At 68.2% G+C, this 24,197-nt stretch carries 21 protein-coding genes; 9 read left to right on the top strand and 12 right to left on the bottom strand.

Annotated features, from left to right (window positions below):
* The coding region (locus AC1RQF_RS07015; protein ID WP_492871624.1) for a transposase at positions 1-255 on the bottom strand (255 nt) is incomplete at its 3' end.
* Between the two features lie 580 nt (positions 256-835).
* On the opposite strand from AC1RQF_RS07015, the gene AC1RQF_RS07010 reads away from it, so the two are divergent.
* A complete protein-coding gene (locus AC1RQF_RS07010; RefSeq protein ID WP_492871623.1) occupies positions 836-2,392 on the top strand; it encodes an MFS transporter in 1,557 nt (518 codons plus the stop codon).
* 10 nt (positions 2,393-2,402) lie between these two features.
* On the opposite strand, the gene atpC is transcribed toward AC1RQF_RS07010, so the two are convergent.
* On the bottom strand, positions 2,403-2,849 hold the full coding sequence (atpC, locus tag AC1RQF_RS07005) for an ATP synthase F1 subunit epsilon (protein WP_273997867.1): 447 nt from the start codon (positions 2,847-2,849) through the stop codon (positions 2,403-2,405).
* Positions 2,850-2,854: 5 nt separating this feature from the next.
* Positions 2,855-3,757: an ATP synthase F1 subunit gamma gene (gene atpG, locus AC1RQF_RS07000; RefSeq protein WP_492871622.1), complete on the bottom strand. Its 903-nt coding sequence runs from the start codon at positions 3,755-3,757 to the stop codon at positions 2,855-2,857.
* Between the two features lie 274 nt (positions 3,758-4,031).
* On the opposite strand from atpG, the gene AC1RQF_RS06995 reads away from it, so the two are divergent.
* The 3 genes from AC1RQF_RS06995 (at position 4,032) to AC1RQF_RS06985 (ending at position 7,323) form a co-directional block, all read left to right on the top strand.
* On the top strand, positions 4,032-4,973 hold the full coding sequence (locus tag AC1RQF_RS06995; RefSeq protein ID WP_273997863.1) for a bifunctional enoyl-CoA hydratase/phosphate acetyltransferase: 942 nt from the start codon (positions 4,032-4,034) through the stop codon (positions 4,971-4,973).
* A 10-nt stretch (positions 4,974-4,983) separates the two neighbouring features.
* The gene (locus AC1RQF_RS06990) at positions 4,984-6,192 is read left to right on the top strand and encodes an acetate/propionate family kinase (protein ID WP_492871621.1); all 1,209 of its coding nucleotides are present in this window, start codon (positions 4,984-4,986) and stop codon (positions 6,190-6,192) included.
* Between the two features lie 72 nt (positions 6,193-6,264).
* Positions 6,265-7,323 carry an alpha/beta fold hydrolase gene (locus AC1RQF_RS06985; RefSeq protein ID WP_492871628.1) on the top strand — a complete coding sequence of 353 codons (1,059 nt, stop codon included), beginning with the start codon at positions 6,265-6,267 and terminating at the stop codon, positions 7,321-7,323.
* Between the two features lie 45 nt (positions 7,324-7,368).
* Here the strand turns inward: AC1RQF_RS06985 and AC1RQF_RS06980 are convergent, their stop codons facing one another.
* The 5 genes from AC1RQF_RS06980 to AC1RQF_RS06960 all read right to left on the bottom strand — a co-directional run bounded on the left by AC1RQF_RS06980 (position 7,369) and on the right by AC1RQF_RS06960 (position 12,315).
* Positions 7,369-8,070, bottom strand: coding sequence for an ABC transporter ATP-binding protein (locus AC1RQF_RS06980; RefSeq protein WP_273997861.1), 702 nt, complete (start codon positions 8,068-8,070; stop codon positions 7,369-7,371).
* Positions 8,070-8,843: a high-affinity branched-chain amino acid ABC transporter ATP-binding protein LivG gene (gene livG, locus AC1RQF_RS06975; protein WP_273997859.1), complete on the bottom strand. Its 774-nt coding sequence runs from the start codon at positions 8,841-8,843 to the stop codon at positions 8,070-8,072. Before livG ends, AC1RQF_RS06980 begins: the two co-directional genes overlap by 1 nt.
* A complete protein-coding gene (locus tag AC1RQF_RS06970; protein ID WP_273997857.1) occupies positions 8,840-10,114 on the bottom strand; it encodes a high-affinity branched-chain amino acid ABC transporter permease LivM in 1,275 nt (424 codons plus the stop codon). Before AC1RQF_RS06970 ends, livG begins: the two co-directional genes overlap by 4 nt.
* 9 nt (positions 10,115-10,123) lie before the next feature.
* Entirely contained in the window at positions 10,124-11,050 is a 927-nt protein-coding gene (livH, locus tag AC1RQF_RS06965) for a high-affinity branched-chain amino acid ABC transporter permease LivH (RefSeq protein WP_273997854.1), read from the bottom strand.
* A gap of 152 nt (positions 11,051-11,202) precedes the next feature.
* Positions 11,203-12,315 carry a branched-chain amino acid ABC transporter substrate-binding protein gene (locus tag AC1RQF_RS06960; protein ID WP_273997852.1) on the bottom strand — a complete coding sequence of 371 codons (1,113 nt, stop codon included), beginning with the start codon at positions 12,313-12,315 and terminating at the stop codon, positions 11,203-11,205.
* Positions 12,316-13,093: 778 nt separating this feature from the next.
* Here AC1RQF_RS06960 and AC1RQF_RS06955 point away from each other — a divergent pair.
* Entirely contained in the window at positions 13,094-13,615 is a 522-nt protein-coding gene (locus AC1RQF_RS06955) for a hypothetical protein (RefSeq protein ID WP_492871620.1), read from the top strand.
* Between the two features lie 57 nt (positions 13,616-13,672).
* Here the strand turns inward: AC1RQF_RS06955 and AC1RQF_RS06950 are convergent, their stop codons facing one another.
* From AC1RQF_RS06950 to AC1RQF_RS06940, 3 genes are read right to left on the bottom strand one after another with little or no spacing between them, the layout of a single operon-like run.
* Positions 13,673-16,015 (bottom strand): xanthine dehydrogenase family protein molybdopterin-binding subunit, encoded by a 2,343-nt coding sequence (locus tag AC1RQF_RS06950; RefSeq protein WP_273997848.1) that lies wholly within the window; start codon positions 16,013-16,015, stop codon positions 13,673-13,675.
* Positions 16,003-16,503 (bottom strand): (2Fe-2S)-binding protein, encoded by a 501-nt coding sequence (locus AC1RQF_RS06945; protein WP_492871619.1) that lies wholly within the window; start codon positions 16,501-16,503, stop codon positions 16,003-16,005. The genes AC1RQF_RS06950 and AC1RQF_RS06945 overlap by 13 nt, the downstream gene beginning before the upstream one ends.
* Positions 16,500-17,390, bottom strand: a complete 891-nt coding sequence (locus tag AC1RQF_RS06940; RefSeq protein ID WP_273997844.1) for an FAD binding domain-containing protein — start codon at positions 17,388-17,390, stop codon at positions 16,500-16,502. Before AC1RQF_RS06940 ends, AC1RQF_RS06945 begins: the two co-directional genes overlap by 4 nt.
* Positions 17,391-17,955: 565 nt before the next feature.
* On the opposite strand from AC1RQF_RS06940, the gene AC1RQF_RS06935 reads away from it, so the two are divergent.
* From AC1RQF_RS06935 to AC1RQF_RS06920, 4 genes are all read left to right on the top strand, one after another.
* On the top strand, positions 17,956-18,444 hold the full coding sequence (locus tag AC1RQF_RS06935; protein ID WP_492871618.1) for an SRPBCC family protein: 489 nt from the start codon (positions 17,956-17,958) through the stop codon (positions 18,442-18,444).
* A 497-nt stretch (positions 18,445-18,941) separates the two neighbouring features.
* Complete coding sequence (locus AC1RQF_RS06930; RefSeq protein WP_273997843.1) at positions 18,942-19,481, top strand: hypothetical protein; 540 nt, start codon at positions 18,942-18,944, stop codon at positions 19,479-19,481.
* Between the two features lie 151 nt (positions 19,482-19,632).
* Positions 19,633-20,070: a GNAT family N-acetyltransferase gene (locus AC1RQF_RS06925; protein WP_273997841.1), complete on the top strand. Its 438-nt coding sequence runs from the start codon at positions 19,633-19,635 to the stop codon at positions 20,068-20,070.
* A 291-nt stretch (positions 20,071-20,361) separates the two neighbouring features.
* Positions 20,362-21,090 carry a class I SAM-dependent methyltransferase gene (locus tag AC1RQF_RS06920; RefSeq protein WP_492871617.1) on the top strand — a complete coding sequence of 243 codons (729 nt, stop codon included), beginning with the start codon at positions 20,362-20,364 and terminating at the stop codon, positions 21,088-21,090.
* A gap of 102 nt (positions 21,091-21,192) precedes the next feature.
* Here the strand turns inward: AC1RQF_RS06920 and AC1RQF_RS06915 are convergent, their stop codons facing one another.
* A complete protein-coding gene (locus tag AC1RQF_RS06915) occupies positions 21,193-24,105 on the bottom strand; it encodes a GH92 family glycosyl hydrolase (RefSeq protein ID WP_492871616.1) in 2,913 nt (970 codons plus the stop codon).
* Positions 24,106-24,197: the final 92 nt, after the last annotated feature.

Raw genomic sequence — 24,197 nt, 5'->3', positions numbered from 1 at the left:
GCGCTCCAGGCGTCGGCTTGATTGAATCCGGTTTAGGTAGCCGTAGATGTATATTTTCAGCAGCACTGCCGGATGGTAGGAGGGGCGGCCTGTCGTCGAAGGCGTAACACTGGTGAAGCCAAGTGTGTGCAGATCAAGCTCTTCGACAAAGGCCTCGACGATCCTGACCGGGTTATCCTCGGCAACGAAATCGTCCAGGCATTCGGGCAATAGCGCTACCTGCTTGCGGTCATCGCCTTCAACGAATCGCTTCATGGGCAGCCCATCCTGAATGCGTTGATTCAGTCTAGACGATCAACGCGTTTTCACACAGCCTCGGTCGAAAACAGCCCCCTGAACAAGGTCGAGCGCAAATTTTACGCCTACCTTTCTGATTATCTCCTTGTCACACAAGGCACAAAAAATGCGCCGCCAGGACGCCTGACGCATATGCTTTTCACCGCTTCGTGACGACGACCATCTGGCTTGCGATGGTTTCGGCCGGCAACTGGCGATCGAAACCATCGCATTCAGCTGCACCATAGCGCCCACATCGCGCCGTCCGCCCCCGAAATAGATCCTCGCCAACCAATCTTTCAAATCGAAAGGCAAATCCCCAAACATGTACGTACACGTACGCGTTGTAGTAAACTGCGCAGCATCAAGCACCCCGCTGCCCCGCCATGTTTCCCGAATGCCCGCTCACGATCCGACACGTCGCACAACGGCCTGACCTCACGCCGCTTTACCACGCGCACCGCCAGCGGTGCGAAGCAAAAAAACCGCACCTCGCACGCGAACGACACGCAACACAAACCGCCAGTCAAACCCCGCCGCCCCACCCCAAGGCCTCATCATGAGCGCCACACCCCTACACCGCTCCCCCACCTCCCTCGCCCCTCTCCGCCACCTGACCCTCCCCTGGGCGATCGCGCTCGCCACCGGCCTCGACTATTTCGACAACTCGTCGTTTTCCTTCTTCCTCAGCTACATCGCAGGCGGCGTCAACTCCGCACCGGACGAACTCGTCTGGGCATCGAGCGCCTACGCCGCCGCCTCCGTGGTCGGCATCCTGCAACAACAATGGTGGGTCGAGCGTATCGGCTACCGGCGCTACATCAGCGGTTCGCTACTCCTATTCGCAGCCGGCTCGATCATGGCGATGCTCAGCGAATCCTCACTCGAACTGGCATTCGCACGCGGTTTCCAGGGCTATTTCATCGGCCCGATGATGAGCGCATGCCGAATCCTTCTACAAACCACCTTCCCCCCACAGCGCCGCGCGAGCGGCACGCGCGCGTTCCTGATGATGATCCTGCTCGGCAGCGCGCTCGCGCCGCTCGTGGGCGGTTATCTGATCGCGGATTTCGGCTGGCGCGCGCTGTTCGCATGCAATGCCTTCCCGGGCATCGGTTTCGCCACACTCACGCTGTTCACGCTGCCGCCCGCCGGCAAGGTCGCACCGGACCAGCGCGGCGACGCGCATCTGTGGCCGTACCTGGTATTCGCGTTCGCACAGGGCGCCCTGCAGGTCGCGATGCAGCAGGTGCGCTTCGAACTGTTCACCGCGTCGCCGGAGTCGATCCTGCTGACCGCGGCCGCCCTGCTCTGCCTCGGCTGGTTCGGCTGGCACCAGTGGCACCATCCGAAGCCGCTGATGCGGCTGCACATGCTGCGCGAACGCACCTACCAGACCGGCATCGCGCTTTACATCGGCTACTACTACATCAGCAACGCGCTCGGCTATCTCGTATCGCGCTTCCTTGAAGGCGGGCTCGCCTACCCGGTCGAGAACGCCGGCAGGCTGGTCGGCTGCGCATCGCTCGTGTCGCTGACGGCGGCCTTCGCGTATTTCCGCTACTCGGCGCGCATCCCGCACAAGAAATGGCTGATCGTCCCTGGCTTCATGCTGGCCGTGGCGGTCAGCGCGTGGATGGCCAGCATGCCGCCGGACGTCAGCATGGCCTGGCTCGTCGTGCCGCTCGTGCTGCGCGGCATGCTGCTCTTGTTCATCGCGCTGCCGAACGCCGGCATCACGTTCCGGATCTTCGCGATCGAGGAATATCACAACGGCTACCGCCTCAAGAACATCGTCAAGCAGCTGACGTTCTCGTTCTCCACCGCGACGATGATCATTCTCGACCAGCATCGGCGCGCGGCGCACGAAACCCGGCTCACCGAATTCGTGAACCTGTACAACCCGCGCTTCCAGGAAACCTTCGGCGCACTCAGCCAGGCGTTCGAGCGCATGGGTCACGCAGCAGGCGACGCGCACGCCCTCGCGCTCGCGCAGATCAGCCGCATGGTCACGCAGCAGGCGAGCTTTCTCGGCACGCTCGACGGCTTCTGGTTCATCGCGGCCGTCGCGACCGCCTATTGCGTGTTCGCGATCGCGCAGACGCAGATCGACTGAGCGGCGCGTCTCACTCCTTGGCCGTGCGCGGCGGATGCATCGCCGCCGCGAAGAAGCGTCGCAATTCCTCCATCCACTCCGCCCGCGCCGCCGTCACGTCGAACGCGCGCCGGCCGTCCGCCGCATGCGACTTGCGCCACGCGGCCGCCGCGGCACGCGCGGCGCCTGCGCGCGCCGCGTCGAGTTCGAGGCTGCGCAGCGCATGATCGGCGATCAGCGTGACGCCCGCGCGCGCCACCTCCAGCACGCCGCCCGCGACCAGGAAACGGTGTGACGCGCCGTCGCCCGCATCGATCACGGTGACCACGCCCGCGCGCACCCGCGTCAGCAGCGGCGCATGCCGGGCATAGATGCCCAGCTCGCCGCGCTCGCCGGGCACGGTCACGAAATGCGCGTCGCCGGCGAACAGCGTCGCCTCCGCGCTGACGACATCAAGTCGGAAGGAAGTCTCGGCCATCGCGTTCATCCGATCGCCGCGGCGCCGGCCACGATCTCGCACAGCTCCGTCGTGATCTGCGCCTGGCGGGTTTTCTGGTAGACGTGCCGCAGTTCGCTCAGCATCTCGTCCGCGTTGCGCGTCGCATTCTGCATCGCGAACATCCGCGCGCACTGTTCGCATGCGAAATTCTCGACCACCGCGTGATAGAAGCACGCCTCGACATGGCGCAGCAGCACGGTTTCCACGACCGGCTTCGGCGCGGGCTCATACAGGTAATCGGCGGCGAGGCCGTCGCTCCCGTGCCCGTCCGCATCGGCCGCGTCCTCGGCCACGCCCGCGATCGGCAGCACCCGGTCGAAACGCGGCGCGTAGTCGAGCGCGTTCGTCAGGTGGTTGTAGGTCACCCAGACCTCGTCGAGCCGCCCTTCGACGAAACCGGTCAGCGGCACCAGCATCGCGCCGAGCACGTCGTCGAAACGCGGTTCGCCGCCGAAGCCCTGCGCGTGCGCAACCACGTTGCCCCCATGCCGGACCAGCGGCCCGAGCCCGCGCGCGCCGATCACGGTCAGCTCGACCTCCGCGCCCGCCTGCTCCCACGCGCCCAGCCGCTCCGCGCAACCGAGCATCAGGCGCGCGTTGAGCGGCCCGCACAGGCCGCGATCCGTGCTGATGACGATCACGCCGATATGCCGGGCGTCGCTACGCCGGGCGTCGCCTTCGTCGCGCATCAGCGCGGATACGCAGTCGGGCCGGTCGCGCAGCATCCGCGCCGCGATCGCCGCGACGCGCGCCGCATACGGCCGGAAATCGCGCGCGCGCCGTTGCGCGTTCGCCATCTTGGTGCGCGCGATCATTTCCATCGCGCGCGTGATCTTGCGCGTTGACTGCGTGCTGTCGATCTTCGCGCGGATTTCACGTATGTGCATGGTGCCTGGATCGTGTCGTGCGGCCAGCCACGCGGCGCCGGCCGAATTGCCGTGAACCTCCGGACAAGGCTATCGATCACGCCGCAGGGGCGCTTGACGCAGATCATGGGATGCCTGGACGAGGCGCGACACAATGCCTGTCGATGTCCGCGCCGGGCCTGTCTCCGGCCCCGTTCCGCGCGTCATCCGTATCAGGCTGTCCCCCGCCGCGCGGCGGCCCGCCCGCCGTTCCGTCCGCGCCGCCCCTGCCCGCCGCATTCGAGGAATCGCTCCAATGTCCGAGACTCGCAAGCATGAGAAGTACGACGCGCTGATCGCCCGCTGCCGCGCGCTGGACCCGGTAACGGTCGCCGTCGCGCATCCGTGCGACGAGGCGTCGCTGAAAGCCGCGCTCGACGCGGCGCGCACCGGCCTCATCACGCCGATCCTGGTCGGCCCCCTCGCCCGCATCGAGGCGCTCGCGGACACGCTGCGGCTCGATATCGGCCGCTACCGCCGGGTCGACGCGCCGCACAGTCATGCGGCGGCGGCGCGCGCGGTCGAGCTGGTGCGCGCGGGTGAAGCCGAGGCGCTGATGAAAGGCAGCCTGCACACCGACGAGCTGCTGGCCGAGGTGGTCCGCCCGGACAGCGGAATCCGCACCGAGCGCCGCCTGAGCCATGTCTTCGTGATGGACGTGCCCACCCATCGCAAGCCGATCTTCATCACCGACGCGGCGGTCAACATCCGGCCCACGCTCGAACAGAAAGCCGAGATCATTCGCAATGCGATCGATCTCGCGCACACGCTCGGGATCGATACGCCGAAGGTCGCGATCCTATCGGCGATCGAGACGGTCAGTTCGAAACTGCCGTCGACGCTCGACGCCGCCGCGCTGTGCAAGATGGCCGAGCGCGGCCAGATCACGGGCGGGCTGCTCGACGGGCCGCTCGCGCTCGACAACGCGATCGATCCCGAGGCTGCGCGGCTCAAGCATCTCGACTCGCCGGTCGCGGGCGACGCCGACATCCTGCTCGCGCCCGACCTCGAAGCCGGCAACATGCTCGCCAAGGAGCTGACCTTCCTCGCGAATGCCGACGCGGCGGGCATCGTGCTCGGCGCGCGCGTGCCGATCATCCTGACGAGCCGCGCCGACAGCGAGCGCACCCGGCTCGCGAGCTGCGCGGTGGCCGCGCTGCACGCGCATGCGACGCGCGCCGTCGCGCGCCCCGCCTGAGGAGGCCGCGATGCGCGCCCCGATCCTGGTGCTGAACGCGGGCTCGTCGAGCCTGAAGTTCTCGGTCTACGAAACGCTCCCCGACCGCGCGCTGCGCGCCGCGCTGCATGGCGAAATCGAGCCGCTGCAGCAGGCGCCCCATCTCGTGGTGCGCGACGCGCACGGCGCGCTGCTCGCCGACCAGCCGCTCGCCTGCGCCGGTCATCACGGCGCGATCGAAGCGCTGCACGCGTGGTTCGTCGACCATGTCAGCGTCGAGGCCAGCTTCGACGGCGTCGGCCATCGCGTGGTGCACGGCGGCCGGCGGTTTTCCGCGCCGGTGCGGATCGACCACGCGGTGCTCGATGCGATCGCCGCGCTCGCCCCGCTCGCGCCGCTGCACCAGCCGCACCACGTCGATGCGATCCGCGCGGTCAGCGCGATCGCGCCCGACCTGCCGCAGGTCGCCTGCTTCGACACCGCGTTCCATCACACGCTGCCCGCGCTCGAGCGCGAGTTCGCGCTGCCGCGCGCGCTGACCGAGCAGGGCATCGTGCGCTACGGTTTCCACGGGCTGTCCTACGAGTACATCACGACCGCGCTCGATCGCCTCGACCCGGCATGGCGCACGCGCCGCACGGTGGTCGCGCATCTCGGCAACGGCGCGAGCCTGTGCGCACTCGAACACGGTGCGAGCGTCGCGACGACGATGGGCTTCACGGCCGTCGACGGCCTGCCGATGGGCACCCGCACCGGCGCGCTCGATCCGGGCGCGGTGCTGTACCTGCTGCGCGAGCCCGGCCGCACGCTCGACGACGTCGAGCACCTGCTCTACGCGGAATCGGGGCTGCTCGGCGTATCGGGCATGTCGAGCGACATGCGCACGCTGCTCGCGAGCGACGCGCCCGCCGCGCATCACGCGATCGAGCTGTTCGCGTACCGGATCGCGCGCGAGCTGGCCGCGCTCGCGGGCGTGCTGGGCGGGCTCGACCTGCTGGTGTTCACGGCCGGCATCGGCGAACACGCGCCGCCGGTGCGCGAGCGCGTGTGCCGGCGCGCCGCCTGGCTCGGCATCGCGCTCGACGACGACGCGAACGCGCGCGGCAATGCGATCGTGAGCGCGCCCGCCTCGCGCACGACCGTGCGCGTGATCCCGACCGACGAAAACCTGATGATCGCGCGCCATACCCGGCAGTTGCTGGATCGTGCGCGCGTCCCTACGCCGTCTCTTTCGGACTGACCCGCCATGTCGACCACGGAAGCGCTCCCGACCGCCACGCCCTTCACCCCCGCCCTGCCGCTGTTCTGGCCGATGGCCGCCGCCGCCGCGATGTTCAAGGCGGGCGCCGAGCTGTCGGCGCGCAACCTGCAGTTTCTCGCCGAGGAAGAGAAGCTCCATTTCGAGCTGCACCCGACGCTCGCCTCGGAGAACCGGCCGCTGCTCGAACTGCGCACGATGGTGTTCCGCGACTACTCCGTCGCGCCCGCGGACGGCATACCGACCATCGTCGATCCGCCCTATGCGGGCCACAGTTCGATGATCGCCGACTACCAGCCGGGCCAGAGCCTGATGGAAACGCTGCGCAGCCACGGCGTGACGCGCCTCTTCATGACCGACTGGCGCTCGGCGACGGAGGACATGAAGGATCTCGAAATCGACCAGTACCTCGCGGAGCTGAACGTGTGCGTCGACGAGGTCGGCGGCCGCGTGAACCTGGTCGGCCTGTGCCAGGGCGGCTGGCTGGTCGCGATGTACGCGGCGCGCTTTCCGCACAAGGTCGCGAGCCTCGTGCTGGCCGGTTCGCCGATCGACACCGACGCGGGCGACGGCCCGATCAAGCGGATGGCGCACAGCTACCCGACCTCGTTCTACGAGGAGCTGGTGAAGCTGGGCGGCGGGCTGATGCGCGGCCGCTTCATGCTGCGCGGCTGGAAGAACATGCATCCGGAGATGCACTACCTGCGCGAGCACATCGATCTCTACGAACACCTCGACGATCCGGCCTACCTGCGCAAGGAAGAGGCGTTCGCGAGCTGGTACGAGCAGCCGATCGACCTGCCCGGCCGCTGGTATCTGCAGGCGATCGTGCAGCTGTTCAAGGAAAACCGGCTCGCGAAGGGCGAATTCGTCGCGCTGGGCCAGACGCTCGATCTGCGCCGCATCACCTGCCCCGTCTATCTGCTGGCCGGCGAATCGGACGACATCACCACGCCCGAGCAGGTGCTCGACGCGCGCAAGCACGTCGGCACGCCGGTCGGCCAGGTGACGAGCCGCACCGTGCCGGGCGGGCACATCGGACTGTTCATGGGATCGCACACGCTGCGCGACGCGTGGCCGGAGATCGCGGCGTGGCTCGCCGCGCGCAAGTAAGCGGCGGGAAGCGGGAAGCGGGCGGCCGGAGCCGCCCGCCCGGCGTCAGCCGCCGAGATACGCGCTCTTGATGCGGTCGTTCGCGAGCAGGTTCGCGCCGGTATCGGCGAGCACCACCCGGCCGGTCTCCAGCACGTAGCCGCGATCGGCCACGTGCAGCGCCTTGTTGGCGTTCTGCTCGACGAGGAACACCGTCACGCCTTCGTCGCGGATCGTGCGGATGATGTCGAAGATCTGCGCGATCACGAGCGGCGCGAGGCCGAGCGTCGGTTCGTCGAGCAGCAGGAGGCGCGGCCGGCTCATCAGCGCGCGGCCGATCGCGAGCATCTGCTGCTCGCCGCCCGACATCGTGCCCGCGCGCTGCGCGGAGCGCTCCTTCAGGCGCGAAAACAGCCGGTACACGTGCTCGATCCCTGCCTCGATCTCGTCGCGGCTCGAAAAGAACGCGCCCATCTTGAGGTTCTCGAGCACGGTCAGGCTCGGGAACACGCGCCGCCCTTCCGGCGAGATCGCGAGCCCGCGGCGCATGATCTCGTGGGTCGGCATGCCGGTGATGTCCTGCCCCTCGAACAGCACGCGGCCGCGCGACGCGCGCGGCGTGCCGCACACGGTCATCATCAGCGTCGTCTTGCCCGCGCCGTTGCTGCCGATCAGCGTGACGATCTCGCCCTTGTTCACTTCGATCGACACGCCCGACAGCGCCTCGATCGCGCCGTAATGCGTGTGGACCTGTTCCAGCTTCAGCATCACTCCTCCCCCAGATAGGCCTTGATCACGCGCGGATCGTTGCGCACCGCCTCGGGTGCGCCGATCACGATCGGCCGGCCGTGCTCCATCACGAGGATGCGGTCCGACACCCCCATCACGAGGCTCATGTCATGCTCGATCAGCAGCACCGCCACGCCGAACTCGCGGCGCAGCCGGTCGATCAGGTGCTGCAGCTCGACCTTCTCCTGCGGGTTCAGGCCGGCCGCCGGCTCGTCGAGCAGCAGCAGGCGCGGCTCGGTGATCATGCAGCGGGCGATTTCGAGCCGCCGCTGATGGCCGTACGAGAGCGTGCCCGCCGGACGGTTCGCCACCGCCGTCAGGTTCATGCGTTCGAGCCACAGCGCCGCGCGTTCGAGCGCCTCGCGCTCCGCGCGCCGGTAGGCGGGCGTCGCGAACAGCCCGTGCAGCAGCCCCGACTTCACCTGGCGGTGCTGCGCGACGAGCAGGTTCTCGACCACCGTCAGCGAGCGGAACAAGCGGATGTTCTGGAACGTGCGCACGAGCCCCCTGCGCGCGATCTGGTGGCTCGACAGGCCCGCGATCGGCTGGCCGTCGAGCACGATGTCGCCCGCCGTCGGCCGGTAGAAGCCGCCGACGCAATTGAACACCGTGGTCTTGCCCGCACCGTTCGGGCCGATGATCGCGAACACCTCGTCGCGACGCACGTCGAAATCGATGCCGTCGACCGCGAGCAGCCCGCCGAAGCGCATCTGCAACCCGGTCACCTTCAACATGTCGGATTGCGCGGTCATTGCGGCAGCTCCACGTGGGGACGGCTCGCGGGCAGCAGGCCCTGCGGACGCCAGATCATCATCAACACCATCACGAGACCGAAGATCAGCATCCGGTACTCGGCGAAGCCGCGCGCGACTTCGGGCAGCACGGTCAGCAGGATCGCCGCGAGGATCACGCCGAGCTGCGAGCCCATGCCGCCCAGCACCACGATCGCGAGGATCAGCGCCGATTCGATGAAGGTGAACGACTCCGGATTGACGAGCCCCTGGCGCGCCGCGAAGAACGCGCCGCCGAGACCGGCGAACGACGCGCCGAGCGTGAACGCCGACAGCTTGATGCGGGTCGGGTTCAGGCCGAGCGAACGGCACGCGATCTCGTCGTCGCGCAGCGCTTCCCAGGCCCGGCCCATCGGCATGCGGATCAGCCGGCTCGTGACGAACAGCGTGAAGCACACCAGCACGAGCGCCAGCAGGTACAGGAAGATCACCATGTGCTCGCCGCTGTATTCGAGGCCGAGCAGCTCGTGGAAGGTCTTCGCGCCCTCGACGCTCGCGCTGCGCGCCATCTCGAAGCCGAACACGGTGGGCTTCGGGATCCCCGAGATGCCGTCCGGGCCGCCCGTCAGGCTGGTCAGGTTGTTCGCGAGCAGGCGGATGATCTCGCCGAAGCCGAGCGTGACGATCGCGAGATAGTCGCCGCGCAGCCGCAGCACCGGGAAGCCGAGCAGGAAGCCGAACAGCGCCGCCGCGAGCGCGGCGAGCGGCAGGCACTCCCAGAACGTGAGCCCGAAGTACTGGTTCAGCATCGCGTAGGTATAGCCGCCGACCGCGTAGAACCCGACATAGCCGAGATCGAGCAGGCCCGCGTAGCCGACCACGATGTTCAGGCCGAGCCCGAGGATCACGTAGATCAGCGCGAGCGTCGCGACGTCGACCGCGCCGCGCGAGCCGAAGAACGGCCACACGAAGCCGACCGCGACCAGCGCCCAGATGATCGCGCGCTGATGCTGCGCGCCGAGCGGCGCGACCTTGGGCAGCGGCAGGCTCGCCTTCGCGCGCGCGAGGGCCGGCTTGAACAGCTGGAACAGGAAGACCGCGGCGACCGCGATCCAGACCGGCCGCCAGTGCGCTTCGAGCACCACCTGGTAGCCGTCGAGCTTCAGCTGCAGGCCCAGCACGGGAATCGTGAGGAGCGCCGTGAGCACGGCGGCCGTCACCGCGTTCTTGAGCGACTGGCCCGCGCCGAGCGCGGGCGACGCGCCGCGCGGCGTAGTGATGGATTGATTCATCTGCGTCCCTCAGACCTTTTCGATGTCCGACTTGCCGAGCAGGCCGGTCGGGCGGAACAGGAGAATCAGCACGAGGAGGCCGAAGGCCACCACGTCCTTGTATTCGGCGGGCATGTAGCCGGATGCGAAGGTTTCGGCCAGGCCGAGCAGCACGCCGCCCAGCATCGCGCCGGGGATGCTGCCGATGCCGCCCAGCACGGCCGCGGTGAACGCCTTGATCCCCGCGACGAAGCCGATGTATGGATTGAGCTTGCCGATCGTGAGGCCGATCAGCACGCCGCCGACCGCCGCGAGCATCGCGCCGAGCACGAAGGTGAACGAGATCACGCGGTTGGTGTCGATGCCGAGCAGGTTGGCCATCCGCATGTCCTCGGCACATGCGCGGCACGCGCGGCCCATGCGCGAATGCGCGATGAACAGCGTGAGCGCGATCATCAGCACGATCGTCACGCAGACGATCAGGAGGCGCGAATACGGCACGGTGACGTCGAAGTCGCCGCCGAGATGGATGTCGAACGCGCCCGAGATCAGCACCGGCACCGACACGTCGCGCGCGCCCTGGCCGATCTGCACGTAGTTCTGCAGGAAGATCGACATGCCGATCGCGGAGATCAGCGGCACGAGCCGCGGCCCGCCGCGCAGCGGCCGGTACGCGACGCGTTCGATCGCGAACCCGTACAGCCCGGTCACGAGCACCGACACGATGAGCGCCGCGCCGAGCACGAGCGGCAGCGGATAGCCGGCCGACACGCCGATCGCGGTCAGCGTGACGAGGCCCACGTACGCGCCGATCATGTAGATCTCGCCGTGGGCGAAATTGATCATGCCGATGATCCCATAGACCATCGAGTAGCCGATGGCGATCAGCGCATAGATCGCACCCAGCGTCAGGCCGTTGACCAGCTGCTGGGCGAATTGCGGAAAGAAGTCTGTCATGCGGGAAACCCCCGTTCGCGCCGCGCCGCAAGGGCGGACGGCGCGCGATCTCGATACCCCGCCCGGCCGGCGCGCCGATCATGCGGCGCGCCCATGCGCGCGCGCCCCGCGCGAATCCGGCGGGGCGGGCGATGGGCGGGGGGAACGCCGGTTTAGTTAGCGGCCGTCTTGGTGGCGTCCTTGTGCCACGTATAGACCACGAACTTGAACGCCTTCAGGTCGCCCTGGGGATCGTAGGCCACCTTGCCGATCGGCGTGTCGAAGCTGTGCTGGTGCATGTACGCGGCCACCTTGGTCGGATCGGTGCTCTTCGCGCCCGTGATCGAGTCGGCGATGATCTTGACGGCCGAGTACGCCGGCATCTGGAACGGGCCGTTCGGGTCGCGCTTCTTGTCCGCGAACGCCTTCACGAGCGCCGCGTTGGCCGGGTCGGCCGTGAAGTCGGCGGGCAGCGTGACGAGCATGCCTTCCGACGCCGGGCCGGCGATCGCCGTCACGTCCTTGTTGCCGACGCCTTCCGGTCCCATGAACACGGCCTTCACGCCCTGCTCGCGCGCCTGGCGCAGCAGCAGGCCCATTTCCGGGTGGTAGCCGCCGAAGTACACGAAGTCGACGCCTTGCGACTTGAGCTTGGTGATGGTCGCCGAGTAGTCGGAATCGCCCGCGTTGATGCCTTCGAACAGCACGACCGGGATCTTCGCCGCTTCGAGGTCCTTCTTCACCGACGTCGCGATGCCCTGGCCGTACGACTGCTTGTCGTGCAGCACCGCGACCTTCTTCGGCTTGACCCTGGTGATGATGTACTGCGCGGCGGCCGGCCCCTGCTGGTCGTCGCGGCCGATCGTGCGGAAGATGAACTTGCGCTTCTTGTTCTCGGTCAGCTGCGGCGCGGTGGCCGACGGCGTGACCATCACGATGCCTTCGTTCTCGTAGATGTCGGACGCGGGGATCGTCGAACCCGAGCACACGTGGCCGATCACGTACTTGATCTTCTGGCTCACGATCTTGTTGGCGACGGCGACGGCCTGCTTCGGCTCGCAGGCGTCGTCCATCATCACCACTTCGAGCTTGTTGCCGCCCGCGCCGCCGGCGGCGTTGATCTGCTCGACCGCCGTCAGCACGCCGGCCTTGACCATGTCGCCGTACTGGGCGACCGAGCCGCTCATCGGGCCGGCAAAGGCGATCTTCACGGTGTCAGCGTGCGCGGCGCCGGCGACCAGCAGCGCGGCGGCGAGGGAGATGGACGAAAGACGGGACAGCATCATCAGGAGCTCCTCGATTATGTTTAGTCATACGGGCAACGACATCAGCATGACTTGCGCAATCGAACAACACCCGTGGAGGACGAAACTGGAGCACGCCCGAGACGGAAAGACGGACCTGCAGATGGAAACAGCGCTTGCGGGGCCCGGCAGTGTCAGCCCCCGGGACTGGGACCGGTGACCTTGGTTCGGAAAGACAACGTAATGCGTCTTGTATCGCGCAAGCGAATCGCCTGCCCCGCTTGCCGAACCGCACGCCGGAGGGATATTCCGACAGCCGTTGGCAAGGCAGCCGAAATTATAGGTTCGTTTCTCGCCCGCCTGCGCACAATTGACGTACCAATCAGGGAAAATACGCAGTTCCGTACACGTCTGAGCCACGGTTGCACCCGCCTTGATCCGGCCCGTTCATCGGCGTCAGGTCGGCCCGCGCGCGGCGCGTCGGTCGCAATGGGCCACGTACGAATCGCCGCCCCTCCGGCCCCGCTTTCACGCCATCGCGCGCGCCGCCTCCGCCACGCGCCGCCGCCCACGCACGCGCGCCGCAGGGTGCAACCACGCGCGCGAGCGCGCCGGTTTCGTCGGATCCGATGTTGCGCGAGCGCGCGACCTGTTTAGCGCACGTCTCGGTCGAGGTCGAAAATAGTTTGTAATATTTATGTAATAATACGAGCCAGTCTTCGAGCCTCAGCCACGCCCCCGCATCCCGCCGGTTCGCCTCCGCGCCGCCAGCCAAGGGTTCGAAGCTCCCGCCCCTCTGTTTACGCGCGAGCCTCCCGTCATGCATCCGATCACGCGCGCCGTTATCGCGGCCGCCCTGCTCCACGCCGCCGCGGCCCAGGCCATGCCGGCCTCCGCCCCCGTCGCCGTCAACCTGTTCAACGTCGAACACACCCAGGCGCACGGCGCGCTGGCCGCGCACGCGACGCCGCCGCCGCGTTTCGCCTCGCCGCTCGACGCCGCGTCCTACACCACGTCCAACCCGGCCGTCGATTTCACGACGCCGAGCCCGGCCGAACAGCGCCGCCGCGAAATCGCCAGCCATCTGACCGAGCCCACGCCGCAGGACGCCGTGCCGACCACGGCGTTCGAGATCCAGCAGCGGGAACTCGCCGCCTTCCACCAGAACCGGCTGCGCTACGCGCGCCCCGATCACCGCGACGGCCGCTACATGCCGCCGCCCGTCAACCCGCTCGTGCCGATCGGCGAGACCCGCACCTACTTCACGCATCCGATGGGCAGCCAGTGCTCCGCGACCGCGATCGGCAGTTCCACGCGCTCGTCGTGCACGCTGCCGTGGTGAGCCGGCGCGCCCCGCGCTGAGCCGGCCGCCGGCCGCCCCGCGCGGCGCAGGCGCGCATCAGCACGCCTGCGCCGCGTCGATCTGGTCGACCAGATGCACGGGGCTCACGGGCGTCGCGACGACCTGCACGCCGAACGCCGCGAGCGCATCGTCGATCGCCGACGCGATGCAGGCGGTCACCGGAATCGTCCCCGCCTCGCCGACGCCCTTCGCGCCGAGCGGATTGGTCGGGCTCGGCGACTCGATGAAGATCACCTCGAGCCAGGGCACGTCGGTCGAGGTCGGCAGCAGGTAGTCCGCGAAGGTCACGGACTGGGGCTGGGCCTCGTCGTCGTAGCGCATGAACTCGAACAGCGCGTTGCCGATGCCGTGCACGATGCCGCCATGCACCTGCCCCGTCGCGAGCAGCGGGTTGACGAGCGTGCCGCTGTCCTGCACGGCGACATAGCGCAGCAGCTTCACGTGGCCGGTGTCGATGTCCACCTCCACTTCGCAGGCGTGCGAAGCGTTGGCGTACGCCATCGCATCCGGCTCCCAGAAACGCGTGGACGCCAGCCCCGCCCCCACGCCCGGCGGCAGGTCGTAGCCCGGGATGCCGTTCAGCAGGCGCGCGATCTCGGCGTACGTCACCGCCTGCCCGGGCGCCGCCGCGACGCACACCCGGCCGTCGGCGAGCAGGACGTCGGCCGGCTCGACCTTCAGCCGCCGCGCGCCGACCCGCCGCAGCTTGTCGGCGACATCGCGCGCGGCGAGCAGCACCGAGGTGCCGGCCGTGATGGTCTGGCGGCTCGCGAAGCCGCCGAGGCCCATCGAGATCGCGGCGCTGCTGCCCGAGATGACCTCGATCGCGTCGACCTCGACGCCCAGCTCGGTCGCGACGATCTGCGCGAGCGTGGTGTGCAGGCCCTGGCCCATCGCCATCGCGCCCGTGGCGATCACGATGCGGCCGGTGGCGGAAATCTTCACGCTGGCGGATTCGAACGGACCGCGCCCCGTGCCCTTCGTCGCATTGGCGAGACCGATGCCCAGATGGCGGCCTTGCGCGCGCGCCGCGCGCCGCCGCACGTCGAAGCCTGCGTAGTCGATCGCGTCGAGCGCCCGGCGCTGCGCCTCGGGGTAATCGCCGCTGTCGAGCACGATGGGCTTGCCCGAGCGCGCCTTGAGCGGCTTCACGTAGGGCATCTTCTCGGGCGGGATCAGGTTGCGGCGGCGCACCTCGGCGCGATCCACGCCCAGCGCGCGCGCCACGCGATCCAGCAGGCGCTCCATCGCGAACGTGCCCTCCGGATAGCCCGCGCCGCGCACCGGGATCGTGTACACCTTGTTGGTCTGCGCCACCGCGACGTCGAGCCGGAACGCCGGCACCACGTACGGCCCCGTGACCGCGGTCGCCGCGTTGTACGCGCAGTTGATGCCCTGCGGCGTGTACGCGCCCTGGTCATGGACCATCGTCCCGCGCACGCCGAGGATCCGCGCCTCGGCGTCGACGGCGATCTCGACGTCCCAGTACTGGTCGCGCTCGTGGATCGTCGCGACGAAGTGCTCGGCCCGATCCTCCAGCCATTTCACGGCGCGCCGGTAGTGCCAGGCGACCGCCGCCACCGCGAGTTCCTCGGGATAAACCAGGTATTTCGCGCCGAAGCCGCCGCCGACATCGGGCGCGATGACGCGCAGCTGCGTCTCGGCGACGCCGAGCACGTCCGCGAGCGCGCCCTGCAGCTGGTGCGTCATCTGCGTCGACGACCACACGGTCAGCATCCGGTGATGCGCCTCGTAAGCCGCGACCACGCCGCGCCCCTCCATCGGATGCGCGGCGCCGCGATGCTGGTGCAGCGAGACGCCCAGCACGTGATGCGCGCCGTCGAACGCCGCATCGCAATCGCCGTAGTCGACGCGAAAGCGCTTCAGCACGTTGTCGGCGGCTTCCAGGCGCACCTTCGGCGCATCCGGGTCGAGCGCCTGCCGGCAGTCCGCGACCACGCCGAGCGGCGCGTAGTCGACCTCGACGGCCGCGGCCCCGTCCTCCGCGACATAGCGCGAGCGGGCCAGCACCATCGCCACCGCCTCGCCGACGAAGCACACCTCGTGCGGCGTCAGGACATAGGGCGTGATGCCGTCCGGCAGCTCCGTCGTCGGAAACCCGAGCGGCATGCGCAGCGTGGCGACCATCCCCGCCATCTGCTCCGCGGTCACCACCGCGAACACGCCGTCGATCGCGCGCGCCGCCGACGCATCGATGCGCCGGATCAGCGCATGCGCGTACGGGCTTCTGACGAAGGCCACGTGCAGCATGTCGGGCACGCTGATATCGCCGACATAGCACGCCTCGCCGCGCAGCAGCGGCAGATCTTCGGTGCGCAACACGGAACGGCCGATCTGGCCGGGATTCAACGCGCCCATGCCGCGCCCCGCCGTTTGTCGAGCACCGCCAGCGCGGCTTCGACGATGTTCTGATATCCCGTGCAGCGGCACAGATGGCCGGACAGCGCGAGCCGCACCTCGTCCTCGGTCGCCCGCGGATGATCGGCCAGCAGCTCCGTGAGCGTCATCAACACCCCCGGCGTGCAGAACCCGCACTGGAGCCCGTGATGCTCGCGCAGCGCCTGCTGCAATTCGCCCAGCGCCGCGCCGTCGGCCAGCCCCTCGACGGTCGTGATCGCGTGGCCCTGCGCCTGCGCCGCGAGCATCAGGCAGCTGCGCGCCGTGTGCCCGTCGACCAGCACGGTGCACGCCCCGCACGCGCCATGCTCGCAGCCGAGATGGGTGCCGACGAGCCGGAACCCGTCGCGCAGGCAATCCGCGAGCGTGGTGCGATCCTCGACCTGCGCGTGGCGCAGCACGCCGTTCACCTCGATGGCGACCGTGCGGCGCACGTCGTCATGATTCATGGGTTCCTCCCTTTTCTCTCGGATCCGACAGCCGCGTCGAGGGCGCGCTGCAGCGCGGCGCGCAGCAGCCGGCCGGCCACGCGCCGCCGGTAGCGCGCCGGATAGGCCGGGTCGTCGAGCGCGTCGAGCACGTCGACCTCGGCCGCCACCGCATCGATCAACGCGGGGTCCGGCCGCGCGCCAACCAGCCAGCGCTCGGCCTCCGCGAGACGGATCGGCACCGGCCCCACGCCGCCGAGCGTCAGCGACGCGCGCGTCACGCGCCCCGCCTCGTCCGTCTCGATCAGCGCGGCCGCGGACGCGATCGCGAAGTCGCCATGCCGCCGGCCGAATTCCATGAACGCGCAGCCATGCGCGGGGCCCCACGGCGCGATGTGGATCTCCGCGAGCAGTTCGCCTTCGTCGAGGCTCACCGTCATCAGGTCGGTGGCGAACTCGGCCATCGCGATGCGCCGCCCGCCGCCGCGCGCGCTCTGCACGACCAGCGTCGCATCGAGCGCCGCACAGGCGGTCGGCAGTTCGGCCGCGGGATCGGCGTGACACAGGCTGCCGCCGAGCGTGCCGCGGTTGCGCGTCTGCCGATGCCCGACCCGCAGCACGGCCTCGCGCAGCAACGGCAGCCGCTCGCCGAGCAGCGCCGAGTATTCGAGCGCGCGCTGCGTCGTCATCGCGCCGATGCGGATCACGCCGTCGCGCTCGTGGATGCCGCGCAACGCGGCAATGCCGTTCAGATCGACGATGTGCGCAGGCGTCGCGAGCCGCATGTTGAGCATCGGCATCAGCGACTGACCTCCCGCGAGCGCCCGGCAATCGGGAAGCATGGCGATCAGCGTCAGCGCCTCGTCGAGCGACGACGGCTGGTGGAGCGTGAAGGGCGCGGGCTTCATCTCCGCTCCTCGGCGGTTCGCCGATGCGGCGCGGCCGCGCCCGGCCGGTCAAGCCGACGCGCCGCGCTCACGGGCGCGGCGTACAAAGACCGCCCGCGGCGCCGCAGACGCAATCGATGCGCGCCGTCGGCCGGCCGGTATCCGCTGCGATATCCGGTTTATCCATGCAGGAAGCCATTGCCCTCGACAACGCATTTCCCAATCGAAAATAATCCAGCCCATTAATCATGATTTAAGATAATTTTTAATTCGTCATTATTCTGCTTGAAAATCTGAATTATCGATCCTACCTGCCACCACGCTTGCTCGCAATAGCGCATACCGAGCGTATCGGGCCGACCCTGCGCCGCCCCCGCGCGCCGACATGCGAACATACTTTACGAAATCCATTCGCCATATTTTCGAATGAGCCCGATTCAAACCAAATGAATAGCCATTTCATTGAAACAGACAAGCGCCGATTGATCATTCGGGCAATACTCTTTACGCTTCGAGCGCGCATCGGCGGCATGCCCGCGCGTCATCCGGCCTGACGCCGGACCTCACTCATCGGACACCCCTCGACATGAATCTCAACGGAGAACGCAGCTTGCCCGCCGCCCGGCAGGCGGTATGGGATGCCTTGAACGATCCCGCGGTCCTGCGCGACTGCCTGCCCGGATGCGAACGGATGGAACGCGTTTCCGACACCGCGTACACGCTCACCTTGCTCGCGGTGGTCGGGCCGGTGAAGGCGAAGTTCGCGGGCAAGCTGGTCCTCGCCGACATCGATGCGCCGCGAAGCTACGCGCTGGACTTCGAGGGCGCCGGCGGCGCGACGGGATTCGGGAAAGGGCGCGCGCGGGTCGCGCTCGACGCGCCCGGCGGCGACCGGACCCAGCTCAGCTATCACGTGGACGTGCAGGTGGGCGGGAAGATCGCCCAGGTCGGCGCGCGGCTCATCGACGGCGTCGCACGCAAGATCATCGAGGCGTTCTTCTCGAAGTTCGAGGCGCAGCTGGCCGCGCGCGGGGAAGCGGATACGCAGCCGTCTGGCGCGGCGCGCCCGGAGTGATCGGCAGTCATGGGCTGACGCTCGGGCCGATCACCGGGAGGGTGTTGGCGGAGCGGATCTGCGGAGAACCCGCGTCCGTCGACCTGACGCCGTTTCGGGCGGAGCGGTTTTGAGGAACGGCGCGCGCTTGCGACAGCATGCCTCCCGCCGACCATCCCCGCTTCCGGGTTCGAGCCGCCCCCACCGCACGAGATTATCGCCGCGCCGATACTCGATACCGAAGCAGCCTGATGAGTTTCTTTCTCTTATCTTTCCATTTTCCTGATCAACAGGCAGCGGCTCATACCCGATCCCCGGCAATGTGCCCTGCGCGGCCATGACAATCATCGACAACGTGCACCTCAACGGAAAGCCGGTGCGGCATCGGCGGATGCGCACGCACCGGTCACACCGCGCACACGGCCAACGAATAGCCCGACAGCCCATGCGCCATTACCCGCACGACTGCCGCGCCCCATTAGACTCCTCCACCTGATCCGCCTCCGCGCCGCCCGACCATGCCCACCCGCCTGCAACACGCCATCGAAACCTACCTCCACGCGAAGGACTTCAACCGCCCGCACCGGATGACGGACGCGTTCATCGCCGACGCCGAATTGGCGATGACGGTCCATGCCGAGGAAATCGCGTTTCCGGCCGCCGCGCGCGGCGTGCACGCGATCGCCGCGACCTTGTCGAGCGGATTCGCGCAGCGCTACGAGAATGTGTACACATGCTGCATCGGCGCGCCGCCCGCGCATGACGGCCGCTTCGCGTGCGACTGGCTCGTGTGCATGACGGACAAAGAATCAGGCGCGGCGCGCATCGGCTTCGGCCGCTACGACTGGCAGGCCGACGAGGCCACGGGACGGGTCGCGCGGCTGCACATCACGATCGAACGGATGGCGACGCTGCCCGCCGAGGCGAACGGGGCGCTGCTCGGCTGGGCGCGCCGCCTGCCCTATCCCTGGTGCCCGCGCGACAGCCTCTCGCCGTCCGCGCCGGACATCGACGCCGTGCGAGACGTGCTGGCCGCATTGACCGCACCGGATCGCTGACATCGGGAATGTCGCAGGGTGTCGCCGCGCGACCCGGGGCCGCCGGCGAACACGCCCGGCGGCGGACCTTCGAATGTCCGACATATCGAGGAATTCCGCCACGCGGCAGCGTGCAATAATTTGACTTTTCGAGTGAGGATCGATTTGAGCCATGCCTGAACATCGCCCCAGCAAGTTCCAGATCAGAAGGCTGTCGCCGCCGGAATGGGTGCAGGCATACCCTGTCATCGCTCAACTTCGGTCGCTTGAAGAAGCCGAATTCCTGGTGCGGGTCCGCCGGCAAGCGTATTCGGGCTACGAACTGGTGGCGGCCTTTCTCGACGGGAAGATTGTCGGGGTGATGGGCATGAGGCCCGTTCACACCTTGGCGCGCGGGGCGCACCTTCATATCGACGACCTCGTGGTCGATGCGGCGGGCCGAGGGAGCGGCGTGGGCCGGTCCCTGATGGAATATGCCGACGTCGACGCCCGTGCCCGCGGCATGACCGCGATATTTCTCGACGCGCGGCCGGACGCCATCCCGTTCTATGAGCGGGAGCACTATGTGCCGCACCTCTCGCCCTCGATGAAGAAGGTTCTCGCGTCTTAAGGCAAGGCAGCCGCGGTCAGCGCGATCCGGCCGTGCCTTCAGCCGATGGATTGCCCGGAATCGGGCGGCCGCGGCGGAAGCTCAGCGTCCTCCCGGCCGGTTCGAGGCGTTCGACATCGCTTCCCGGATCGTCATCGACGCCGCGCGGCAATCGGCGCATCCGCGCCCTCGCGCGCGTAGCCGGCCTCCTTCGGCGGGCGGGAAGGCAGCCCGCCCCGACCCCGCCGCTCATCCCCTGCCGCGCGAGGTCTTCCGGCCCGGCCTCGCCCCTCGTCATTCCTGGAGAGATACATGGCGCAAAACATCTACGACCACCCCGACTTCTTCGCGAACTACAGCCAATTGCCCCGGCAGGTGCACGGGTTGGACGGCGCGCCCGAATGGCCCGTGCTCCGAGGCTTGCTGCCCGACCTGCGCGGCAGACGTGTCGTCGACCTGGGATGCGGCTTCGGCTGGGCCTCACGCTGGATGCGCGCGCAAGGCGCGGCCTCGGTCCTGGGCCTCGACCTTTCGCAAAACATGATCGAGCGCGCCATCGCCGAAACAGCGGATGCCGCCATCGAGTACCGTATCGCCGATCTCGACGCGCTGGACCTGCCCAAGGGCGCTTTCGATCTTGCGTACAGCGCGCTGACCTTTCACTATGTTCAGGATTTCGGCCGCCTCGTGCGCGTGATCCACCAGGCGCTCGTCCCCAACGGGCATTTCGTTTTCTCGATCGAGCATCCGATCTTCATGGCCGCGACGAATGCGCAGTGGATCAGCGAGGAGGACGGACGCAAAACCTGGCCGGTCAATCGATATTCCGTCGAGGGTCAGCGCCGGACGGACTGGTTTATCAAGGACGTCCTGAAGTACCACCGAACGCTCGGCACGACGCTGAACACGCTGATCGACGCGGGCTTCGCCATTCGACGAGTCGAGGAGTTCGCCCCGACGCCGGAGCAGATCCGGCAGATGCCGCAATTGGCGGAGGAACTGGAGCGCCCCATGATGCTGATGGTGTCCGCGTCGGCATAGCGGGCCGGGCCGGGCCGACAGCCTGCCCCGCGCGCGACGCCCATCCCCCACACCGGAAAAACCGCGCCGCCCTTCCGGACGGCGCGGCGCCCCCTCCCTTCATCAGCTTGCCGTCGCGATCCCGAACACGTGCATCTTGCCCGCGTTGACGAGTCGCGGCAGCGTCACGCTCGCCACCCGCTTGCCGGCCGGCACCGCGATCTTCTGCGCGAAGATATAGGTCTTCACGTTGTCCTTCTGCCCGCCGGCCGTGTTGCGATAGCCCATGGTCAGCGCAATCGCGGACTTCGCCCCCGCGCCGCCGCCGTTCAGCGTCCAGTCGTCGAACGCGAGCGTCACCGACTGGCTCGTGCCGTCCGTGAAATTCACCTGCGCGGCGCCCGTGCTCGGCCCGTTGTTAGACGAGCCCAGCACGATCACGCTGCCGCCCGCCGACCCCGACGGCACCATCACGGTCTGACCGACCGTCACCGCATTGTCGAGCGGCGTCTGCCCGCCTGCGAGCGCGAAGCTCGCGCCGCCATACACGAACGGCGCCCCGGGCTTCACGCCCGCCGCCGCCAGCGCATTCGCCGAATAGCTGTACTGGCTGCCGTCGAAGTCCGCGCCGTTGCCGTCGGTATTGGTTGCGCCATCCGCGCTGAAACCGTGGTTGTTGAAGCTGTCGGCAGGCGTCGCCGCGACCGGTACGCCATACGACGGCGGCAAGTCCGTCGCCCCCCACTGCGACGCCGCGCCGCCCATCGAGAAGTTCAGCGTCGCGCCGTTCGCGAGCGTGTCGTACGGCACCCACGCGCTGGTCTGGTTGCGGCCGTCGATCGTCAGGCTCTGCACGTAGTTCGACGTCGGCGCGCCCGGCGCGTTGATCGTCAGGGTCTTGCCGCTGCCGAGCCTGATCGCGATCGACGGGAACTGCGGGCTGCCGATCGCGAAGCCGCCGACACCCGGGATCTGCGGATACAGCCCGAGCGCCGCCCACACGTACCAGCCGGACACCGCGCCGAGATCGTCGTTGCCGGGCAATCCGTCGGGCTTCGTGCTGAAGGCCGTGTTCATGATCTGCTGCACCACCCGCTGCGTCCCCGCCGGCGATCCGGTCCAGTTGTACAGCCACGGCGCCTCGAAGGTCGGCTCGTTGCCCATGTAGAAGTTCGGCAGGCTCATCCCCGCATTCAGCACGGTAAAGAACTGATCGAGGCGCGCGACGACCGTCTGCGGCGTGCCGAGCAGCGCCATCAGGCCGCCCGGGTTGTACGGCACCATCCACGTGTACTGCTCGGCATTGCCTTCCACGTAGTTGTCGGTGCTGCTCTGCGTCTCGTTGATCCAGCTGCCGTTGCCGTTGCGCGCGGCGATCAGCGGCGGATTGAGCGAGGTGTTGAGCAGGTTCTGCCAATACGCGGAGCGGCTCAGCAGCATCTTATGGATCGTCGTGTTGCCGAGCGCGCCGGCGAACTGCGCGATCGCGAAATCGCTGCTCGTATATTCGAGCGTCGACGACGCCTGCCCCCACTCTCCGCCCGTGATGTAGCCCGTCTGCAGATAGCCCGCCCGGCCGCCGTTGGTCGTCACGTTGTTGCACGCGGTGCCGGCGATGTTCGCCATCTTGACCATGTGCGCGAGCGCGCCCTGCGCGTCGAAGCTGCGCGCGCCGAAGGCGTATGCGCTCGACACCATCAGCGAACCGGCGTCGCCCGGCATCACGCCGTCCTCGACGTTGTCGTTGACCCAGTGCGGGATCGCGCCGCACTGGTCGGCGTCGTTGACGAGCGACTGGATCATGTCGCTCGTTTCCTGCGGGAACAGCACGGCCTTCAGCTGGATCAGCGAGCGGTAGATGTCCCAGCCCGAGAAGCTCGAATACTGCGCGCCCTGGCCCTTCGAAACCGTATGCACCTTGTTGTCGAAGCCGACGTACTGGCCGTTGACGTCGCTGAACAGGCTCGGCGCCCACAGCGCGTGATAGAACGCGGTGTAGAACTTGGTCAGCGCGTCGGTATCCCCGCCCGTCACCTGGATCGCATTGAGCCGGGTGTTCCAGGCCGTGTCGGCCGCGCTCTTCACCGCGTCGAAATCCCAGTTCGGGTTTTCCGCGGCGAGGTTGGCCTTCGCGTTGTCGACGCTCACGTACGAGATGCCGATCTTCATCCGGACCGTTGCGCCCGCATCGAAGCCCAGCTTCGCGATGCCCTTCGACAAGGTCGACGACGTCGCGAACGGCCGGTCGAACTGCGCATAGAAGTACACCGGCACCGGCGTGCCGTTGCCGCAGAAGCCGCCGCCGACGGTGCTGCCGGAAATCGCATCGGCGGCCACCTTCGTGACGCTGCCCGTGGTCGAGGTCTTGGTGTTGGTGCGCGTCGTGTCGATCACGAGGTAGGCCGGCTTGCCGGCCGGATACGTGAAGCGGCCGAAGCCGCTGCGCAGCGTGGCGGTCAGCTCGACCTTGATCTGCGTATCGAGCAGCACCGAGTAATAGCCGGCCCGCGCCGTCTCGTTCGCGTGGCTGAAGGTCGGCACGAGCTTGCTCGTGTCGGTGGTCGGCATCACCGGGAATTCGCCGTTGTTGCCCGCGCACCCCGCTCCGCTCATGTGCGTGACGCTGAAGCCCTGGATCGAATTGAGATCGTAGTAGTAGCCGGCCGGGGAACCCGGCTCCGCGCTGCTGTTGGGCGCGGGCGTCGTGTTCGTGTCCGGCGCCCACTGCACCATCCCCGACGGCAGGCCCGCCGCCGGCACCACGCTGCCCGCCTGGCCGGCCGGCACCGGATTCGGCGAGTTGCTCGCCAGCGTGCCGATCAGCGGGTTCACGTATTGCGTCAGCGGCAGCAGCACGGGCGCGGCCGCGTCGTTCGCCGTTCCCGCGGTGCTCACCGTGGTCGCGGCCGCCGCGACCGCGCCGGTTCCGCTGCGGCTCGCCAGCGCCGACGCGGTCGGCCCGCCCTCGTCACCCCCACACCCTGCCAGCACGCTCACCGCCGCGACGACGGCCGCCAGCTTCGCGAATTGCTTCATGAACGTCTCCAGTTCTTATATTTTCCTGTTAAGCAGCGCTTCCAATTAAATAATCCGCCGCTCACCGACCAGAACCGCGCCCGCAGACTAGG

Source organism: Burkholderia sp. GW821-FHT14F03 (assembly GCF_058803765.1).
This window is presented reverse-complemented; position numbering and strand designations above follow the sequence as displayed.

Coding starts and splice junctions, on each gene's coding strand:
- AC1RQF_RS07010 (WP_492871623.1), top strand. CDS start 836: ATGAGCGCCACACCCCTACACCGCTCCCCCACCTCCCTCGCCCCTCTC.
- atpC (WP_273997867.1), bottom strand. CDS start 2,849: ATGGCCGAGACTTCCTTCCGACTTGATGTCGTCAGCGCGGAGGCGACG.
- atpG (WP_492871622.1), bottom strand. CDS start 3,757: ATGCACATACGTGAAATCCGCGCGAAGATCGACAGCACGCAGTCAACG.
- AC1RQF_RS06995 (WP_273997863.1), top strand. CDS start 4,032: ATGTCCGAGACTCGCAAGCATGAGAAGTACGACGCGCTGATCGCCCGC.
- AC1RQF_RS06990 (WP_492871621.1), top strand. CDS start 4,984: ATGCGCGCCCCGATCCTGGTGCTGAACGCGGGCTCGTCGAGCCTGAAG.
- AC1RQF_RS06985 (WP_492871628.1), top strand. CDS start 6,265: ATGGCCGCCGCCGCCGCGATGTTCAAGGCGGGCGCCGAGCTGTCGGCG.
- AC1RQF_RS06980 (WP_273997861.1), bottom strand. CDS start 8,070: ATGCTGAAGCTGGAACAGGTCCACACGCATTACGGCGCGATCGAGGCG.
- livG (WP_273997859.1), bottom strand. CDS start 8,843: ATGACCGCGCAATCCGACATGTTGAAGGTGACCGGGTTGCAGATGCGC.
- AC1RQF_RS06970 (WP_273997857.1), bottom strand. CDS start 10,114: ATGAATCAATCCATCACTACGCCGCGCGGCGCGTCGCCCGCGCTCGGC.
- livH (WP_273997854.1), bottom strand. CDS start 11,050: ATGACAGACTTCTTTCCGCAATTCGCCCAGCAGCTGGTCAACGGCCTG.
- AC1RQF_RS06960 (WP_273997852.1), bottom strand. CDS start 12,315: ATGATGCTGTCCCGTCTTTCGTCCATCTCCCTCGCCGCCGCGCTGCTG.
- AC1RQF_RS06955 (WP_492871620.1), top strand. CDS start 13,094: ATGCATCCGATCACGCGCGCCGTTATCGCGGCCGCCCTGCTCCACGCC.
- AC1RQF_RS06950 (WP_273997848.1), bottom strand. CDS start 16,015: ATGGGCGCGTTGAATCCCGGCCAGATCGGCCGTTCCGTGTTGCGCACC.
- AC1RQF_RS06945 (WP_492871619.1), bottom strand. CDS start 16,503: ATGAATCATGACGACGTGCGCCGCACGGTCGCCATCGAGGTGAACGGC.
- AC1RQF_RS06940 (WP_273997844.1), bottom strand. CDS start 17,390: ATGAAGCCCGCGCCCTTCACGCTCCACCAGCCGTCGTCGCTCGACGAG.
- AC1RQF_RS06935 (WP_492871618.1), top strand. CDS start 17,956: ATGAATCTCAACGGAGAACGCAGCTTGCCCGCCGCCCGGCAGGCGGTA.
- AC1RQF_RS06930 (WP_273997843.1), top strand. CDS start 18,942: ATGCCCACCCGCCTGCAACACGCCATCGAAACCTACCTCCACGCGAAG.
- AC1RQF_RS06925 (WP_273997841.1), top strand. CDS start 19,633: ATGCCTGAACATCGCCCCAGCAAGTTCCAGATCAGAAGGCTGTCGCCG.
- AC1RQF_RS06920 (WP_492871617.1), top strand. CDS start 20,362: ATGGCGCAAAACATCTACGACCACCCCGACTTCTTCGCGAACTACAGC.
- AC1RQF_RS06915 (WP_492871616.1), bottom strand. CDS start 24,105: ATGAAGCAATTCGCGAAGCTGGCGGCCGTCGTCGCGGCGGTGAGCGTG.